The sequence below is a fragment of the Brachybacterium sp. GPGPB12 genome, from assembly GCF_038396325.1.
Classification (GTDB): domain Bacteria; phylum Actinomycetota; class Actinomycetes; order Actinomycetales; family Dermabacteraceae; genus Brachybacterium; species Brachybacterium conglomeratum.
Genome location: NZ_CP149573.1, coordinates 2950070 through 2966876 on the forward strand (window position 1 = coordinate 2950070; position 16807 = coordinate 2966876).

The window sequence follows — 16807 nt, forward strand, 5'->3', positions numbered from 1 at the left end:
TCCCCGGGGACTGGTGTGCGATCAGGTGTCAGCTGGGGTTAGGCCGCCAGGCTGACGGTCGGGTTCATGATGGTCTCGTACTCGATGGGGGTCAATCGGCCCAGGCGGGCCTGTCGGCGTCGTCGGTGGTAGGTCCTCTCGATCCAGGTGATGATCGCGATCCGCGGCTCTTCTCGAGTCCGCCATCGCTTGCGGTCTAGGACGTTCTTCTGGAGTAGCGCGAAGAAGGATTCCATCGCGGCGTTGTCCCCTGCGGCACCGACTTTCCCCATCGATCCGATGAGGTGATGGCGGTTCAGGGCGTGCACGAAGCTTCGCGCTCGAAACTGGGTGGATTCAACTGGTGGACGCAACACCTCAGGTCGAGGAGGGTGTTGATGGGACGACCAGCTGGATGGCTGAAGGAACTCACGGGCCGGTCGGCGATGATCTCGCCAGGCGCCCCGAAGACGCGCCGCGGCATCGAACGCAGGTTCTGGAAAGAGATAGCGACGGGACGCTCCTCGGAGGACGCACCGGGAAGGTGGGCGTGTCTGCGACCGTCGGGGCACGCTGGTTCCGACAAGGTGGCGGCATGAGGACGATCGAACTCACCGAGCCTGGCGGACGTTATCTGTCGTTTCCTGAGCGGGAGGAGATCGCTGTCCTGCACGCTCAGCAGGTGGGCGTGCGCGAGATCGCGCGCAGGATCAACCGCGACCCGGCCACGATCTCGCGCGAGTCGCGTCGAAACGCCGCTACCCGCGGCGGGAAGCTGGAGTACCGGGCCTCGGTCGCGCAGTGGAAGGCGGAGCTGATGGCGCGGAGGCCGAAGACCGCGAAGCTGGTCGCGAACCCGAAACTACGGAACTACGTCCAGGACCGGCTCAGCGGCGATGTGTGCCATCCAGATGGGTCGATCGTGGCCGGGCCGGACGTACCGGCGTGGAAGGGCAGGTCGAAGCCACGCCGGGCCGACCGGCGGTGGGTCACGGCGTGGAGTCCGGAGCAGATCTCACACCGGCTTGAGATCGACTACCCCGAGGATGAGTCCATGCGTATCAGTCACGAGGCGATCTACCAGTCCCTGTTCATCGAGGGCCGGGGCGCGCTCAAGCGAGAACTGGTCGCCTGCCTGCGCACCGGCCGATCTCTGCGGGCGCCCCGAGCCCGGTCGAAGAACAAGCCTCAAGGGCACGTGACCGAGGATGTGGTCCTCAGTGAACGCCCCGCCGAAGCCGCTGACCGCGCCGTGCCAGGACACTGGGAAGGTGACCTGATCATCGGCACGAACCGGTCCGCGATCGGTACCGTCATTGAGCGCAAGAGCCGAGCCACGTTGCTGGTGCACCTGCCTCGGCTGGACGGCTACGGGCAGACACCGCGGGTCAAGAACGGTCCCGCCCTGGCCGGCTACGGCGCTGTGGCGATGAACGCCGCTTTGACTGCCTCGATGACGACCCTGCCGCAGCAGTTGCGCAAGACGCTGACCTGGGACCGCGGCAAGGAGCTGTCTGGGCATGCGCAGTTCACTGTGGAGACGGGCACGAAGGTGTTCTTCGCCGATCCCCACTCGCCGTGGCAGAGGCCCACGAACGAGAACACGAACGGGTCGCTACGTCAGTACTTCCCGAAGGGTACCGATCTCTCACGCTGGACTGTGCAGGACCTCGAAGCGGTCGCGCTGGCAGTCAACAATCGTCCCCGGAAGGTCCTCGGCTGGAAGTCTCCAGCTGAGGTGTTCGCCGAGCGCCTACAGTCACTCGAGCAAGAGGGTGTTGCATCCACCGATTGAATCCACCCTGGGATCCGCGGTCCGAATGCACGATGCAACCGGCGGCGTCGCCACGCCGTGAAGCGGCGTTGTTCAGGGCGTTCACCGCGAGGCGGGCCTTCATCCGGTCGCTGATGGAGTAGCCGACGATCCGGCCGGAGAATACGTCCTTGATCGCGCAGAGGTAGAGCTTGCCCTCGTCGGTCCAGTGCTCGGTGATGTCAGTCAGCCACAGCTCGTTGACATCGTCGGCGGTGAAGTCGCGTTTGACCAGGTCGTCGTGCACGGGCGGGCCCGGGCGCTTGCCGTTCTTGCCGCGCTTCTTGCCGAACACGGACCACCACTGGTTGTCTCGGCAGATCCGCCACGCAGTCCGCTCGCACATCACTTCGCCCGCTTCAGCGGCTTCGCCGACGAGGAACCGGTAGCCGAACTCGGGATCCTCACGGTGCGCGTCGAACAGAGCGTTGGCGCGATAGGCCTCGACCAGCTCGGACTCGGTGAACTGCTGTTTTCGCCAGCGGTAGTAAGGCTGGCGAGAGAGCTTCAGGACCCGCAAGGACACCGCGACAGAGATCCCATCGGCAGCGAGCTCACTCACGAGCGGGTAGAGCCTTTTCCCGGCAGGTTCGCCTGCGACAGGTAGGCGGCCGCGCGGCGCAGGATCTCGTTCTCCTGCTCCAGCGACCGGTTCCGGCGACGCAGATCCCGCGGCTCGGAGGATTCCTCACGGGTCTTACCGGGCCGGGCACCGTCCTCGACATCGGCCTGGCGCATCCAGTTCGTCAGACAGGATTCGGAGATGCCGAAGTCCTTCGCGATCACCGCGAGCTTCTGGCCAGGTTCACGGTTCCTCGCGACGCGCACGACGTCGTCACGGAACTCCTGGGGATAGGGAGCGGGCATGGTCCACATCCTTCCCTGCAACGCTCCACAGCGCCACAGATCATGTGACACCTATACGCGCATCAGTCCCCCGCGCGGCGTTTTCGAGGTGCGCGGATTCTGTCGCGCCGGTGCTCTGCATGCTGGTTGTCCTCCTGGAGGCGCCCGAGGTGCTCTGGGTCGTGCTGAAGTTCGTGGTGCGCATACCGGCGCCGCTGCGATTCCTGATCTGAGAACGCACGGCCCGCAGAACACGACGGAGAGTCGCGGAGGAGACTGGCTCTCCGCACCTCTCAGACACCGCCCTCGGTCAGGCTCGACGAGAGCATCGTCGAGGCGTCCCACCGCCTCGCGGACGCCGCGAAGACGGGCCGCTGGGACGTGGTGATCGACCTCCTCGAGTCGGGGCAGGCGCAGGACGCCAATCAGTGGCGGTTCGGCGGGACGTCCTGGTTCACCCCGCGCACCAGGCGGCGTGGCTCGGGGCCCCGGTCGAGGTCGCCGAGCGGCTGATCCGGCTCGGCGCGTGGCGCTCGCTCCGGACGGCCGACGGCGCCCGGGTGGACGACCTCGCCCGGACCTGCGGCCACCGCCACCTGCTCGAGATCCTCTCCGTGTCGGAGCCGAACGCACAGGAGCGGCAGACGTTCGCCGCGTGGGACCGGCACCTGACCGCCCTCATCGCAGAGCGCACCCGGAGCCTTGAGCCGGTGCGGTCCCGCCCGGTGCTCAGGCGGTCGATCTCGCGCGGAAGCGCGGCCACCTCCGCCTGTTGGAGATCCTCGCCGCGCGTGAGGCGAGCGATCATGCGCGCGGATGTTCGCGGCATGGGATCATCACCTTTCCGGCATGATCGCTGAGCGCACCAGTGCCCTCGAGCCCGTGCGATTCCGGCCGGTGCCCACTGAGGTGATCATCATGGACGAGCTCGAGAACCTGTGGGTCCCGTATCCCGGGATGTATGGCGGCTTCACCATGTCGGTCCACAGGAACCGGCTCGTCGTGGAGAGCTGGAGCCGTGTCGTCGGCCGGTCGGGCCAGGCCCATGTCATCACCGAGAGCGGGTGCGTGCTCGTCGAGGAAGGCTTCATCTGAGCCGGTGATGACTGCGTCGTCGTGTCGATCAGCCGGCTTCTGGGCCTACAGGGATCTCGTGTCCTCGCCCGGCGAGGCGGTACGGGTCGGCGCTGGCGTCGAAGGCGGTCTTCGTCTGCTCGCGCACTCGGTGAACCAGGCTCGATAGGAGTCCGCGGGGCTGTACCAGGAGCTCTTTTTGCTCCCGTGCCGCCGCAGGATCCCCGAGGCGACCAGTGTGGCGAGATCGCGCGCGCCGGTACGTCATCGGCCCGCTGAGGCCACCGGGGCGGAGTCACTCCTCCAGCGCGAGCTCGAAGTCGTCCAGGACGCCGAGGATGTGCGCGGTCATCCGCTCTTCCAGGTCCCGAGGGTTCTCCCGGAGCAACTCGGTGACCTCGCGGTGACGCGCGACCGCGACGTTCTGCCGGGCCTTGTCGACGCCGGCGAACATGATTGACATCCGCACCACGCCGGAGATCTGCTCCCATGTCGTGAGGAGTCGCGCGTTCCCCGATGCCCGGCACAGGGTGCGGTGGAACTCGACGTCGGCCTCCAGCCGCACGTGCAGCGATTCCTCTTCGGCCGCGCCCATCACTTCGAGAGCCTGCTCCAGCGCCGTCAGCGCGTCGTCCTTCGCCGCGCCGGGAAGCTCGGCGATGGTGCGCGCGGCGAGGGACTCTAGCGCCGCCCGGACCCGGAACGCATCGCGGACCACGCGCGCGTCCAGCGAGCGCACGTGCAACCTGCCGCGACCGTCGGTCACGGCGAGACCCTCCTGCTGGAGCCGCCGAAGAGCCTCGCGGAGCGTCCCCCGGCTGATGCCGAGATCGCTTGCCAGGCGCACCTCCGCCAGGTGCGAGCCAGGAGTCAGCGACCCCATGACGATGGCCTCCCGCGCGCGCCACGAGTGCCTGCTCCCGAAGGTTCTGGGATTGGAGCGAGGGGAGCGGGGCGGTAGGCGACGTCATCTTCGTATTGAACCGCGATAACGCGCTGCTGGCAACTGTTGACAGTCGAACAGTTAGACCCGTACTGTCCTCAACATCGACCTCACAAGCTCGGACGTCGCCGTCCGCAAGGAGACAGAGTTGCCTCTTGACCAGCGAGTCATCTGCTCGACCATCAGCTTCCGCCGCCTCCCGCTCGAGGCCGCACTGCGCCAGATCTCCGACCTCGGATTCTCGGGGATCGACCTCGGTGCACTACCCGGAGTGTGCGACCACGTCCCGTACGAGCTGACGGCGGACGCCGTGGCCGAGGTCGCCTCGACCCTCCGCGGGTCAGGACTCGCCGTGCGCTCGATCAACGCCGACATCGGCGACCTCAACCAACCGCTCGACGCCGACGGACGGACAGGGCGGGACGAGCACCTGGAGCGGCTCCTCGACCTCGCCGTGCAGGTCGGTGCCCCGGCCATCGTGCCGCCGTGCGGCTCCCAGGGCCACGCACCGCTCCGCGATCTCGCCACCGACATCCGCCTCGTCGCCGAGGAGCCGCATCATGCCGCGCGGATCGCCGCCACCCGCGGGGTCGAGATCTGGGTCGAGTCCCAGCACTCGGGCCGGCTCTGCTTCGACCGCGACCGCGCCGGGCGACTCATCGAGGCGCTCCGCGGCGGCCCCGTGCGCTCCATCCTGGACTTCAGCCACGTCGTCGCCTCCGGCGACGATCTGCTGAGCTGGATCGACCATCTCGCTTCCGAGGTCGCGCACATCCACATCCGCGATGCCCGCCGCGGCGACATCCACCTGACCCCGGGCAACGGGGAGGTCGACTTCGCCGCCGCGATCGCCGCGCTCTCCGCCGCCGGCTACAGCGGCGACTTCTCGCTCGAACTGGAGACGGCCGACGTTGCAGACGCCGAACGACCCGCCGCCGCCGCGCGCGCCGGCCGCCTCATCTCCTCCCTCCTCTGACTCGCGGACGATCGGACACCACTCATGGACCTGACCCTCTCCACCCAGCGCACCGCCGTCGTGACCGGCGCCGGTTCCCCGCGCGGCCTCGGCCGAGCCACTGCCCGGCGGTACGCCCGTGAGGGATGGGCGGTCGTGGTCGCCGACCTCGACGCCGCGGCCGCCGAGGCCACCGCCGCCGTCCTCGCCGAGGAATCCGCCGTGCCCGTGCTCGCCCACCAGGTCGACGTCACCTCCGCCGCGTCGGTGGACGCCCTGCACGCCGCCGTGCAGGCCGCGGATCTGCCGCCTGTGGGCGCGGTCGCGACCATCGCGGGCATCGCGGACCCGACGCCTTTCCTGGAGGTCACTCCCGAGCTGTGGGAGCGGGTGTTCGCGGTCAACTCGACCGGCACCTTCCTCACCGTGCGCGCCTTCGTGCCCGACATGATCGAGCACGGCTACGGGCGCGTGGTGACCATGTCCTCGGTCTCCGCGCAGCAGGGCGGCGGAGTGTTCTCGAAGACCCCGTACTCCGCGGCGAAGGCGGCCGTCCTCGGCTTCACGCGCTCGATCGCCCGGGAGCTCGCGCCCTACGGGATCACCTGCAACGCCGTCTCTCCCGGCGCGGCGAGCACCGATATCCGCGCCGGCGCAACCGATGCCGAGCGGGAAGCGGCGCTGTCCGCGTCGATCCCGTTGGGACGGCAGGCGACGCCGGAGGACATCGCCGCCCTGTTCGTCTTCCTCTCCAGCGAGGACGCCTCGTACCTCACCGGCACCACACAGAACATCAACGGCGGCGCCTACATCGCCTGACCGAACCGACGAAGAAGGAGGCTCCTCCATGCATTCAGCGACGAACATGGTGAAGAAGGTCCTCGACGCGATCGAGAAGGTGGTGATGGCGGCGGCAGTGATCGCCCTCGGCATCATCGTGCTCACCGTGGTGTGGCAGGTGATCGCCCGCTACGTGACCAGCCAGTCCACCGCCTGGGCGCCCGAGCTCGCCCAGACCGCCTTCGTGTGGACGGCGCCGCTGGCGATACCACTCGGGACCCGCAGCGGGCGGCACATGCTGGTGGACATCTGGCGCGGACGGTCCGAGACCCTGCAGAAGATCATGTTCACCATCGCCTCGGTCGTCGTCTTGCTCATCTGCGCGACGCTCGTCGTCTACGGGATCGAGATGCTCGGCACCTCCTCCCAGCGCAAGCTCCCGAGCCTCGGGATCTCCTCGGGGTGGCAGATGCTCGCCGTCCCCATCGGATTCGGACTCAGCTTCATCTTCCAGCTCGAGGTGCTCGTACGGCGATTCATCGCGCCCGCCACCGTCGAGGTCGACCCCGCCGAGCAAGCGCTCTGAGTCGGGAAAGGAATCACAGACATGGGCGGAATGCTCCTGGGAACGTTCGGCGGCGGGATCCTCGCACGGATCCCGATCGGCTTCGCACTGGCCGGTGCCTCGCTGATCACGCTGTACCTGATGACCAACAACAACCTCGCGATCGGTGCCCAGCGCATCGTCGCCGGGATCACCCCCTACCCGCTGCTCGCCGTTCCCCTGTTCATCCTGGCCGGCGGCCTCATGAACGTCGGCGGCATCTCCAAGCGGTCGCTCGGGCTCGCGGACGCGATCGTCGGCCGGCTATCCGGCGGTCTCGCCCACACCAATATCCTCTCCTCGGTGTTCTTCGGTGGGCTGTCCGGCTCGTCCGTCGCGGACGTCTCCTCGCTGGGCCGCATCCTCATCCCCGCCATGAAGGAGCGCAACTACACCGCCGCCTACGCGGCAGGCGTGACGGCGGCCTCCGCGATCATCGCGCCGATCCTGCCGCCCTCGATCACGCTGATCCTGTACGGCGTGGTGACCGGGACTTCTATCGGACAGCTGTTCTTCGCCGGCATCGTCCCCGCGATCATCTACATGGCGGTCCTGATGGGCACGGTCCTTCTCACGGTCAAGCGTCGCGGCTTCGACAAGGAGTCCGTCGCAACGGTCGATCCGAAGGAGATCGGCCGCACCCCGAAGGCGGACATCCCCGCCCTCCTGCCCGCTTTCATCGCGGCCATCCCCGCGCTGATGCTCCCGGTCCTGATCCTGGTCGGGATCCGAGGAGGGATCTTCACGCCCACCGAGGCGACCGCGATGGCCGTCGCCTACTCCGTGCTCATCGGTGCTCTCGTGTACCGCGAGCTCACGCCGGCGAAGATCATCGTCGCGATGAAGGACTCGATCGTCCTGATCGGTCTGATCCTGCTCGTCATGGCGTCGGCGCAGCTGTACTCCTGGGCGCTCACCTCGGGCGGCGTCCCGCAGGCGATCGCCGGTGCGCTCATCGAGGTCTCCCAGAGTCCGATCGTGATCATGCTTCTGATCAACGTCTTGCTGCTGTTCGTCGGCATGTTCATCGAGGCGAACGCCGCGATCATCATTCTCATCCCGATCCTGTTCCCGGTCGCCATGGAACTCGGCATCGACCCGCGCACCTGGGCGTCGTGATCGTCGTGAACATGGGCCTCGGCCTCGTGACCCCGCCTGTGGGTCTGAACCTGATGCTCGCTTCGGAGATCGCCGAGATCGACATGTTTGAAGCCGTCAAGGGCATCTGGCCCTTCCTGCTCTCCGGCCTCATGGTCCTGATCTCGCTCACCTTCGTTCCCGTGCTGACCACCTGGCTACCGGGCATCGCGTTCTGACCCCGCGCCGGACGCCCGTCCGGTGCATCCCACCGCACGACCCCACCCCCATAAAGGAGTGTTCGACGATGATCACACGCAGGCAGTCCCTCACCGGTATGACCGCCCTCGGTGCCGCCACCCTCGGCCTCGCAGGCTGTTCGAGTCTCCGCCCCGGAGGCGGCGGCAGCGATGCGGGAGGCGCCGACAGTGCCCCCACCACCCTCGTGCTCGGCCACGCCGGCTCCGAGACGGATCCCCGCCAGCTGGGCTCCGAACAGATCAAGGAGCTCATCGAGGAGCGCACCGACGGCCGGCTCACGGTCGAGATCCACGCCAACTCAACCCTCGGCTCCTGGGAGCAGATGATCGAGGGCCTGCGGCTCGGCACCACCCACATGGTCATCGAGTCGATCCTCTCCCTCGAGGCCTACAGCGAGCTCGCTGCGGTGGAGACCGCCCCGTTCCTCTACGAGTCCGACGAGCAGTTCTTCGGGGTCTGGGACGGCGAGCTCGGGACCGAGATCAAGACCGCCCTCACCGAGGCCACCGGCTTCGAGCCGCTGGGCAATATGTTCCGCGGCGCCCGGAACCTCACCGCGAATTCCGAGGTCGCCACCCTCGATCAGCTCCAGGGCCTCACCATCCGCACCCCCTCCACGCAGACCATGGTCGACACCTGGCAGACGCTCGGCGCGCGTGCCGAGGCGATGCCCTGGGACGAGGTGTACTCCGCGCTCGAGCAGGGCGTCATCGACGGTCAGGAGAACCCGCTGGATGTCGCCACCTTCAATGCGCTGTTCGAGGTGCAGACCCACTGCACCCTCACCCAGCACATGTACGCCAACTACCACTTCCTCATGTGGGGCGAGGCGCTCGCCGGCTTCTCGGAGGAGGATCAGCAGATCATCCGCGAGGCGGCCGACGAGGTGGGGAAGACCTACACCGAGCGCACCGTCACCAACCTCGAGGAGTACCGCACCACGCTCGAGGACGAGGGCATGGTCTTCGTCGAGCTCGAGGACCGCGAGCAGTGGGTCGAGAAGGTCGCCCCGCTCATCGACGGGCTCCCGGACCAGGTCGCCACCTGGGTCGAGCAGATCCGGGGCGAGGCGTGAGTCGATCCGTCGACGCGGTGGTCGTCGGGCTCGGCGCGATGGGACTGCCCATGGCGCGGAACCTGACGGCCGTCGGCCTCGAGGTCGTCGGCGTCGAACCCTCGGCGCGCCGCCGAGCCGACGCCGCCGACCTCACCACGGTGGCGGCCCTCGGGCAGGCCCCACCGAGCACGAGCGTCCTGGCCATGGTCGCCACCGCGGAACAGTTCGCCGCCGTGGTGGACGACGCCCTCGCCGCCGGGCCGACCGAGGCGACCTGGATCCTCTCGGGCACCCTGGGCGTCGACGCGGTCCTCGCCCAGGCCGAGCGGTCGCGGACGATCGGTGCCCGCATCGTCGATGCGCCGGTGACCGGTGGGGTCGCCGGGGCGACGGCGGGCACGCTGATGCTGTTCGTCGGCGGGGCCGAGACGGACATCGCCGCCGCGCGGCCGGTGCTCCGCGCCCTCGGCACGGCCGAGGTCGTCGGAGACCGGGTGGGCGATGGCCAGATGATGAAGATGGTCAACCAGCACCTGTGCTCCATCCATCTGGCCGCCGCCGCCGAGGCGCTCTCCCTCGCCGGCCGGCTGGGGCTCGACCAGCAACGAGCGCTCGAGTCGCTCGGCCGCGGCGCGGCCGGTTCCTGGATGCTCACCGACCGCGGCCCGCGCATGCTCACCCCGCCGGAGACCGTGAACTCCTCGGTGGACATCTTCGTCAAGGACTCCCAGCTGGCGCTGGAGACCGCCGAACGCGTCGCCGCTCCGGTCCCCGTGCTCGCCGCCGCGCGCGAGCACTTCCTGACCGCCCACCGCCGCGGAGCGGGATCCGCCGACGACTCCCGGGTCATCGCCGTCCTCGACCCGGCCTCCTGAACCGGGAGCGACCGCAGCCCGCACGCCGCCCCTTCACCCCGCACACCCCTTCACGTCTGAAAGGACACCACCATGAATCTGCACGAACTCCTCAAGGGCCGTCAGGACGCCGGTGACCCGATCAAGATCGGCCTCATCGGCGCGGGCCGCTTCGGCACCATGTTCCTCTCCCAGGTGCGCAACACCCCGGGCATGCATGTCGTCGGCATCGCCGACATCAACACCGAGCGCGCGAAGGGCGCCCTCGAGCTCGTGGAGTGGCCGGCCGACGCCGTCGCCTCGAGCGTGGAGGACGCCCTCGCGAACGGCACCACCGTGGTGGTCCCCGATGCGGGAGCGTTGCTGGACGCGGACCTCGACATCATCGTCGAGGCGACCGGCAACCCGATCGTCGGCACCGACCACGCGCGCGCGCGATCCGCGGCGGCAAGCACATCATCATGGTGACCGTCGAGGCCGACGCGCTGTGCGGCCCGGCGCTGGCCGCGGAGGCCAAGAAGGCCGGTCTCGTGTACTCGCTCGCCTACGGGGACCAGCCGGCACTTATCTGGGAGCTTGTGGACTGGGCCCGCACCTCCGGATTCAAGGTCACCGCCGCCGGCAAGGGCGCGAAGTACCTCCCGCACTACCACCAGATGAACCCGGACAACGTGTGGGAGAACTGGGAGTTCTCCAAGGAGCTCACCGACTCCGGCCAGCTGAACCCATACATGCACACCTCGTTCCGCGATGGCACGAAGGCCGCGATCGAGATGGCGGCGGTGGCGAACGCCGCCTCGCTGTTCCCCTCCGACGACGGGCTGACCTTCACCCCCGGGGACGTGGAGCAGATCGCCTCGATCTGCCGCCCCGCGGCCGACGGCGGCGTGCTCGCGCACAACGGCTCGGTGGACGTGATGAGCTCGGTGACCCGCGATGGTGAGTGGATCGACCACAACACCCAGGAGGGCGTGTTCGTTGTGGTCGAGGCGACCAACGACTACGTCTCAGGATGCTTCACCGAGTACCCCTGGCACCCGGACTCCACCGGCCGCTACGCCGCGCTGTACCGCCCGTACCACTACGTCGGCCTCGAGCTCGGCATCTCGATCGCCAACGCGGTGCTCCGCGGCGTGGCGACCGGCGACCCGGCCGGGTTCTACGCCGACGTGGTCGCGACCGCGAAGAAGGACCTCACCGCCGGCGAGGTGCTCGACGGCGAGGGCGGGTTCTGCGTGTACGGCAAGCTGATCTCCGCCGAGACCTCGGTGGCGCGCGGTGGGCTCCCCGTTGCCCTCGCGCACAGCGTCCCGCTTATCCGTGACGTCGCCGCGGGCGAGGTCGTCACCTGGGACGACGTCGAGATGGTCGAGGGCATGGAGACCGTGCTGGAGATGCGCCGCGCGACCGTGGCCCTGATGGAGCGAGCCGGCGAGCCCGCGGCCATCTGAGGTCGCTGCCTCTTCTGAGCGAGGTGGGGTGCTGACGTCACCGGCCGCGCCCCGCCTCGCCTCCCGTCGCCGCACTGCCGTGCCGTGTCGGCGACCAACCGGGCCCTACGAAGGAGATCTCATGGAACAGCCGACAGTGTCGGTGATCGGCCTGGGCCCGATGGGCCATCCGATCGCGGAGAATTTGCTCGCCGCGCACCGGGAGGTGGCGGTCTGGAACCGCACCCCGAGCCGCGCGGACGATCTCGTCGCCGCGGGCGCGGTACGGGCACAGTCGCTCGCTGACGCGGCCGCGCCGGTGATCCTTTCCGTCCTCCCCGATGTCCACCACCTCCGCGCCCTGCTCACCCCCGAGGTGCGGGCGGCGTGGTCGCAGGCCGGGACCCGCCTGGTGGTGCTGTCCACCACCGGTCCCGAGCAGGTGCGGGCGCTGGCGGAGGACCTCGCGGCCGACGGGATCCCCGTAGTCGACGCGCCCGTCTCCGGCGGCGTCGCGGGTGCGCGCGCCGCGACCCTGTCGATCATGGTGGGCGGCGCGGAGGAGGACGTCGAGGCCGTGCGCGGCGTGCTCGAGGACGTCGGCTCCACAGTGCCGCACCTGGGGCCCCTGGGCAGCGGTGCCACGGCGAAGCTGTGCAACCAGATCGTGGTGGCCGGCACCCTCGCCTCCCTCGGCGAGGCGCTGGCACTCGCACGGCGCAGCGGACTCGACATCGACGCCCTGATCACCCTGCTCCAGGGCGGGCTCGCCGGCAGCGAGGTCCTCACCCAGAAGCAGGAGAACCTTCGCAATCGCAGCTACCCGCTGGGAGGGTCCACCGACAACCAGGTCAAGGACCTGCTGTACGCGACGGACGCCGCCGAAAGCGTGGCCCTGCCGTCCCGGATGGTGCCGGTGCTCGCTCGAGCTGTTCGAGGCCGCGGTCGAGGCCGGGCTCGGGCGCGACGACCACGCCGCGGTGCAGGAGATGTTCCTCAAGAGCTGAGGCGGAGTCGCGCCGGACGATACGGCGCGCCTTTGGAATGCATGACGAATCGAGGTGCGCGGTGAACTGTCACCGGCACCCAGGAGAAAGGCTCACCGATGACTGTTGTTGTGACTGCCGTGTTCTACCCGCCGCCCGGCCGCAAGGAGGAGCTGGCCACTGCGATGCGCGCCGGTATCGAGGCCGTTCATGGAGAGAAGGGCTGCGAGCTGTACGCGATCCATGATGCGGAGGACGGCACCATCACCATGATCGAGAAGTGGACAGCCGCAGGGGACCTCGGCGCACACGCCGGTGGCGCCGCGGAGGCCATCCTGCGAGGGGACGTCGAAGACCTGCTCGAGAAGCCCACGCTGGTCACACGCATGACCCCGATCCCGATCGGTTCCGAGGACCAGGGGCGGCTGTGACGGGTCGCTCCAGCGGAGTGTGAGTACGCCGATATGGGTCGCTGGGGATCAGCCAGCGAGGTCTGCCCTCACCCCCGGTCCAGCGCCCCCGGCGCCTCCTCATGCCATTCCGCAGGGGCCTCGGCCGCCGGGGCCGCCGGCGCGACGCCCTTCCCGTCCGGGCGCGGGATCGCTCCCAGCGCGCGCCTTCGTGTAGGGGTGGACCGGATCGGCCCAGACCATCGCCGTCGGCCCGGACTCCACGATCCGGCCGCGGTACATCACCGCCACACGGTCGGCCATGATCCGCACGACGGACAGGTCATGGGAGATGAACAGCATGCCCGCTCCGGCCTGGAGAACCAGCCGGCGCATCATCGAGGCGACCTCCGCCTGGCTGGAGGCGTCCAGCGCGGAGATCGGCTCGTCGGCGACCAGCAGGTCCGGTCGCGCGGCCAGGGCCCGGGCGATCGCGATCCGTTGGCGCTGACCGCCGGAGAACTGGTGCGGGTAGCGAGTGACCATGTCGGGATCCAGGCCCACGGCGCCGAGCCACTCACGGGGAGCGTCCGAGGACAGACCGCGAGCTCGTGCCGCGGTGACTCCGTCGGCGATCTGGTCCCCGATCCGCTTGCGCGGGTTCAGTGATGAGTTCGGGTCTTGGAACACCATCTGCATCGCTGTGAGCTCGGCCTTCCGGCGGCGCAGTCCCAGTGGCGGCACCGGGGCTCCCCGGAACTGGACGTCCCCGGAGTGGGGCTTCTCCATGCCGATCACGGCGCGGGCGGTGGAGGACTTGCCGCGCCCGCTCTCGCCGACCAGCGCCAGCACCTCGCCGGCGCTGATCGTCAACGAGACGCCGTCGACCGCCCGCACGGTGCGGTGCCCGCGGTACTCGACCGCGAGGTCCGTCGCTTCCAGAACGGTGCTCATTCGTCGTCCTCCACGAGTGACTGCTGCGCATCGGGCATCGACTCCAGCGGCGTGCGCGTGTAGGCGTGCTGGGGCGTCGTGAAGACGTCGTGGGTCTCGCCGGACTCGACGATCTGTCCGTAGCGCATCACCGCGACGTCGTCCGCGACGGCGCTCATCACGCCGAGGTCGTGGGTCACCAGCAAGACGGCCAGGTCGCGCTGGTCCACAAGTTCCCGCAGGAGGTGGAGGATCCCCGCCTGGACGGTGACGTCCAGGGCGGTGGTGGGCTCATCGGCCAGCGGCACCTCGGGGTCGCAGGCCAGGGCGACTGCGATCGCGATGCGCTGTCGCTGACCGCCGGAGAACTGGTGCGGGTACCTCCGCAGCGCCTCGGCGGGCTCGGGCACGTGCACCTGGGTCAGCAGGTCGACGGCCCGCCGCTGGGCATCGCGCCGGTTCAGGCGCAGGTGCGCACGCACGTGGTCGGTCAGCTGTGCCCCGATCGTCAGCCGCGGATGCAGGCTGGCCGAGGGATCCTGGAACACCATGGCGATGCGGCGGCCGCGCACCCGGTTGAGCTCACGGGGGCGCATCCCGACCAGCTCGGTGGTGCCCAATCGGATCGAGCCACCGACCTGCGCGGTCGCCGGCAGCAGCCCGAGCACGGCCATGGCGCTGACGGTCTTGCCGGAGCCGGATTCCCCGGCGAGGCCCTGGATCTTCCCGGGGAGAGGTCGAGGGAGATGCCGGCGACCACCTGCACCGGGTCGTGGCGTCCGAAGGCGATCGTCAGGTCACGGATGCTCAGGGCGCTCATCGTCCCTCCTCCGTCGTCGGGTTCTCGATGATCGCCGGCTCCTTGTGCTCGGTGCCGCCGGTCGCGCCCTCGCGCTCGGCGGAGGAGAGCGGGTCCAGCGCATCGCGCAGCGAGTCGCCGATGAAGTTGAATGCCATCACCACGGTGAGGATCGCCAGGCCTGGGAAGACCCCGAGCCACCAGGCATCGATGTGACTCATCGCGCCGGAGATCATCGAGCCCCATTCGGCGGCCGGCGGCTGGGCGCCCAGGCCCAGGAACGACAGGCCGGTCAGCAGCAGGATCGCGGTGCCGATGTCGAGGGAGGCGAGCACCAGCACGGGCCCGGCGACGTTGGGCAGGATGTCGCTGCGCAGCGACCTCCACGGGGAGTAGCCCAGCAGTCGCCCGGCGATCACGAAGTTCTGGGTGCGCAGGCTCAGCACGAGGGAGCGCACCACACGGGCGTACTGCGGCCAGGACACGATGATGCCGGCGATCACGGCGTTCAGCAGCGAGGGCCCCAGCGAGGCGGCGATGATCATCGCGAGGATGACGGTGGGGAATGCCATGATCAGGTCGGTCAGGCGCATCAGCATCTCGTCGACCCAGCCGCCCACGAATCCGGCGACGGAGCCGATCAGGGTGCCCAGCACGGTCGCGCTGACCACCATGAGCAGGGCGAGCGGCATGGTCACCCGGGCACCGGTCAGGAGGCGGGAGAACACGTCGCGGCCCACCTGATCGGTGCCGAGGACGGAGACGTCACCGGGCGCCGTCAGGCGGGGAGCCGCTGGGCGAGCGGATCGTGGGGCGCCACCCAGGGAGCGATCAGCGCGATCACGATCCAGGCCAGCGCGATGATCGCGCCGACCATCGCCAGGGGAGTGCGCCAGGCCGCAGGGATCGCACGGAACAGGCGGCCCCGACGAAGCCGCGTGCGCGGGGAGGTCGATGTGCTCATGCCAGCCTCACTCGGGGATCGAGGACCCCGTAGAGCAGGTCCACCGCGAAGTTGATGACCAGGTAGATCACGCCCACCACGAGCCCCACGCCCATCACACCGGGCAGGTCGAGGTTGATCGCGGAGTTGAACGCATAGGTGCCCAGCCCCGGCCAGGCGAAGACGGCCTCGACCAGCACGGTGCCGGACAGCGAAGACGCCGAAGGCGACACCGACGACGGTGAGGATCGGCAGGGAGGCTCCGCGCGAAGACGTAGGCACCGATGACTCGGCGACGGGGCGACCCCTTGGCGCGGGCGGCGCGGATGTAGTCGGTGTCCAGCACCTCGAGCACGGCGGCTCGGATGAACCGGGTGAGCAGACCGATGGTGAACAGCGACAGCACCAGCACGGGCGCGCCAGATGGGCGAGCGCGTCGAAGAAGCCGACGGGGTCGCCGCCCAGGATGAAATCCACGGTGTACAGCCCGGTGACGGTCGGCGGCGGGGTGAACGCGGGGTCCAGCCGGCCCGCGCCCGGCGCGATGCCCAGGCGGAGGAAGAAGGTGTGGTAGGCCATGATGGCCAGCCAGAAGGTGGGCACGCTCAGGCCCAGCAGGGAGACGACCCGCAAGCACCTGGTCGGTCGCGCGGCCGCGGTGGTGCGCAGCGATGGTGCCGAGCGTGAGGCCGACGGCGAGGCTGACGACGATCGCGCAGAGCGCGATCTCCACCGTCGCCGGGACGGCGGTGGCCAGTTCGGTCGCCACCGGGCGACCGGTCGTGATCGAGGTGCCCAGATCGCCCTGGAGCAGAGCGGCCAGGTAGATCAGATAGCGCTCGGGGATGGACTTGTCCAGGCCGTGCTTCTCGACGTAGGCGGCCACGGTGGCGGGGTTGCTCGCGGCACCTTCGCCCAGCGCTGCGGCGATCGGGTCGCCGGGCACGAGTGCGGTGAGCACGAACGTCACCATGGTGACGCCGAGCATCAGCGACACCGAGGTGCCCAGGCGGCGCAGGACGTACCCGACCAGCGGCCACCGCTGCCAGGGCATGAGCCGTCGTCGCGGCGGAGACGTCGTCGT

At 69.2% G+C, this 16807-nt stretch carries 20 protein-coding genes and 3 pseudogenes; 12 read left to right on the forward strand and 11 right to left on the reverse strand.

Annotated features, from left to right (window positions below):
* Positions 1-38: 38 nt before the first annotated feature.
* Positions 39-332, reverse strand: a pseudogene (locus tag WKH84_RS17190) (IS3 family transposase); the annotation flags it as partial.
* Positions 333-425: 93 nt separating this feature from the next.
* Between WKH84_RS17190 and WKH84_RS17195 the strand changes: the two are divergent.
* A pseudogene (locus tag WKH84_RS17195) lies at positions 426-1774 on the forward strand (IS30 family transposase).
* On the opposite strand, the gene WKH84_RS17200 reads toward WKH84_RS17195, so the two are convergent.
* The 3 genes from WKH84_RS17200 to WKH84_RS17210 form a co-directional block, all read right to left on the reverse strand.
* Entirely contained in the window at positions 1671-2318 is a 648-nt protein-coding gene (locus WKH84_RS17200; RefSeq protein WP_341854531.1) for a DDE-type integrase/transposase/recombinase, read from the reverse strand. The pseudogene WKH84_RS17195 and the gene WKH84_RS17200 sit on opposite strands and share 104 nt — an antisense overlap.
* Positions 2319-2350: 32 nt before the next feature.
* Complete coding sequence (locus WKH84_RS17205) at positions 2351-2659, reverse strand: transposase (protein ID WP_341854532.1); 309 nt, start codon at positions 2657-2659, stop codon at positions 2351-2353.
* Positions 2660-3063: 404 nt separating this feature from the next.
* Positions 3064-3234: a hypothetical protein gene (locus WKH84_RS17210; RefSeq protein ID WP_341854533.1), complete on the reverse strand. Its 171-nt coding sequence runs from the start codon at positions 3232-3234 to the stop codon at positions 3064-3066.
* Positions 3235-3454: 220 nt separating this feature from the next.
* Between WKH84_RS17210 and WKH84_RS17215 the strand changes: the two genes are divergently transcribed.
* Entirely contained in the window at positions 3455-3733 is a 279-nt protein-coding gene (locus tag WKH84_RS17215; protein WP_341854534.1) for a hypothetical protein, read from the forward strand.
* Between the two features lie 274 nt (positions 3734-4007).
* Here the strand turns inward: WKH84_RS17215 and WKH84_RS17220 are convergent, their stop codons facing one another.
* Positions 4008-4601, reverse strand: a complete 594-nt coding sequence (locus WKH84_RS17220) for a GntR family transcriptional regulator (protein WP_341856944.1) — start codon at positions 4599-4601, stop codon at positions 4008-4010.
* Between the two features lie 202 nt (positions 4602-4803).
* On the opposite strand from WKH84_RS17220, the gene WKH84_RS17225 reads away from it, so the two are divergent.
* From WKH84_RS17225 to WKH84_RS17270, 10 genes and pseudogenes are all read left to right on the forward strand, one after another.
* The gene (locus WKH84_RS17225; protein ID WP_341854535.1) at positions 4804-5631 is read left to right on the forward strand and encodes a sugar phosphate isomerase/epimerase; all 828 of its coding nucleotides are present in this window, start codon (positions 4804-4806) and stop codon (positions 5629-5631) included.
* A gap of 24 nt (positions 5632-5655) precedes the next feature.
* Entirely contained in the window at positions 5656-6429 is a 774-nt protein-coding gene (locus WKH84_RS17230) for an SDR family NAD(P)-dependent oxidoreductase (RefSeq protein ID WP_341854536.1), read from the forward strand.
* Between the two features lie 28 nt (positions 6430-6457).
* Positions 6458-6976: a TRAP transporter small permease gene (locus WKH84_RS17235; protein WP_341854537.1), complete on the forward strand. Its 519-nt coding sequence runs from the start codon at positions 6458-6460 to the stop codon at positions 6974-6976.
* A gap of 30 nt (positions 6977-7006) precedes the next feature.
* Positions 7007-8310: pseudogene (locus tag WKH84_RS17240) on the forward strand (TRAP transporter large permease).
* 68 nt (positions 8311-8378) lie between these two features.
* A complete protein-coding gene (locus tag WKH84_RS17245; RefSeq protein ID WP_341854538.1) occupies positions 8379-9407 on the forward strand; it encodes a TRAP transporter substrate-binding protein in 1029 nt (342 codons plus the stop codon).
* Positions 9404-10264: an NAD(P)-dependent oxidoreductase gene (locus tag WKH84_RS17250; protein ID WP_341854539.1), complete on the forward strand. Its 861-nt coding sequence runs from the start codon at positions 9404-9406 to the stop codon at positions 10262-10264. The genes WKH84_RS17245 and WKH84_RS17250 overlap by 4 nt, the downstream gene beginning before the upstream one ends.
* Before the next feature lie 72 nt (positions 10265-10336).
* A complete protein-coding gene (locus WKH84_RS17255; protein ID WP_341854540.1) occupies positions 10337-10711 on the forward strand; it encodes a Gfo/Idh/MocA family oxidoreductase in 375 nt (124 codons plus the stop codon).
* A complete protein-coding gene (locus WKH84_RS17260) occupies positions 10705-11694 on the forward strand; it encodes an SAF domain-containing protein (RefSeq protein WP_341854541.1) in 990 nt (329 codons plus the stop codon). The genes WKH84_RS17255 and WKH84_RS17260 overlap by 7 nt, the downstream gene beginning before the upstream one ends.
* Positions 11695-11815: 121 nt before the next feature.
* Complete coding sequence (locus tag WKH84_RS17265) at positions 11816-12745, forward strand: NAD(P)-dependent oxidoreductase (RefSeq protein ID WP_341854542.1); 930 nt, start codon at positions 11816-11818, stop codon at positions 12743-12745.
* A gap of 33 nt (positions 12746-12778) precedes the next feature.
* The gene (locus tag WKH84_RS17270; protein ID WP_341854543.1) at positions 12779-13090 is read left to right on the forward strand and encodes an antibiotic biosynthesis monooxygenase; all 312 of its coding nucleotides are present in this window, start codon (positions 12779-12781) and stop codon (positions 13088-13090) included.
* Positions 13091-13189: 99 nt separating this feature from the next.
* Here the strand turns inward: WKH84_RS17270 and WKH84_RS17275 are convergent, their stop codons facing one another.
* The 6 genes from WKH84_RS17275 to WKH84_RS17300 all read right to left on the reverse strand — a co-directional run bounded on the left by WKH84_RS17275 (position 13190) and on the right by WKH84_RS17300 (position 16777).
* Positions 13190-14002: a dipeptide/oligopeptide/nickel ABC transporter ATP-binding protein gene (locus tag WKH84_RS17275; protein WP_341854544.1), complete on the reverse strand. Its 813-nt coding sequence runs from the start codon at positions 14000-14002 to the stop codon at positions 13190-13192.
* Positions 13999-14655 carry an ABC transporter ATP-binding protein gene (locus WKH84_RS17280; RefSeq protein WP_341854545.1) on the reverse strand — a complete coding sequence of 219 codons (657 nt, stop codon included), beginning with the start codon at positions 14653-14655 and terminating at the stop codon, positions 13999-14001. Before WKH84_RS17280 ends, WKH84_RS17275 begins: the two co-directional genes overlap by 4 nt.
* A 142-nt stretch (positions 14656-14797) precedes the next feature.
* Positions 14798-15508, reverse strand: a complete 711-nt coding sequence (locus WKH84_RS17285) for an ABC transporter permease (protein WP_341854546.1) — start codon at positions 15506-15508, stop codon at positions 14798-14800.
* Positions 15509-15558: 50 nt separating this feature from the next.
* On the reverse strand, positions 15559-15744 hold the full coding sequence (locus WKH84_RS17290; RefSeq protein ID WP_341854547.1) for a hypothetical protein: 186 nt from the start codon (positions 15742-15744) through the stop codon (positions 15559-15561).
* Positions 15741-15923, reverse strand: a complete 183-nt coding sequence (locus WKH84_RS17295) for an ABC transporter permease subunit (protein ID WP_341854548.1) — start codon at positions 15921-15923, stop codon at positions 15741-15743. The genes WKH84_RS17290 and WKH84_RS17295 overlap by 4 nt, the downstream gene beginning before the upstream one ends.
* Positions 15839-16777, reverse strand: coding sequence for an ABC transporter permease (locus tag WKH84_RS17300; protein ID WP_341854549.1), 939 nt, complete (start codon positions 16775-16777; stop codon positions 15839-15841). The genes WKH84_RS17295 and WKH84_RS17300 overlap by 85 nt, the downstream gene beginning before the upstream one ends.
* Between the last annotated feature and the right edge of the window lie 30 nt (positions 16778-16807).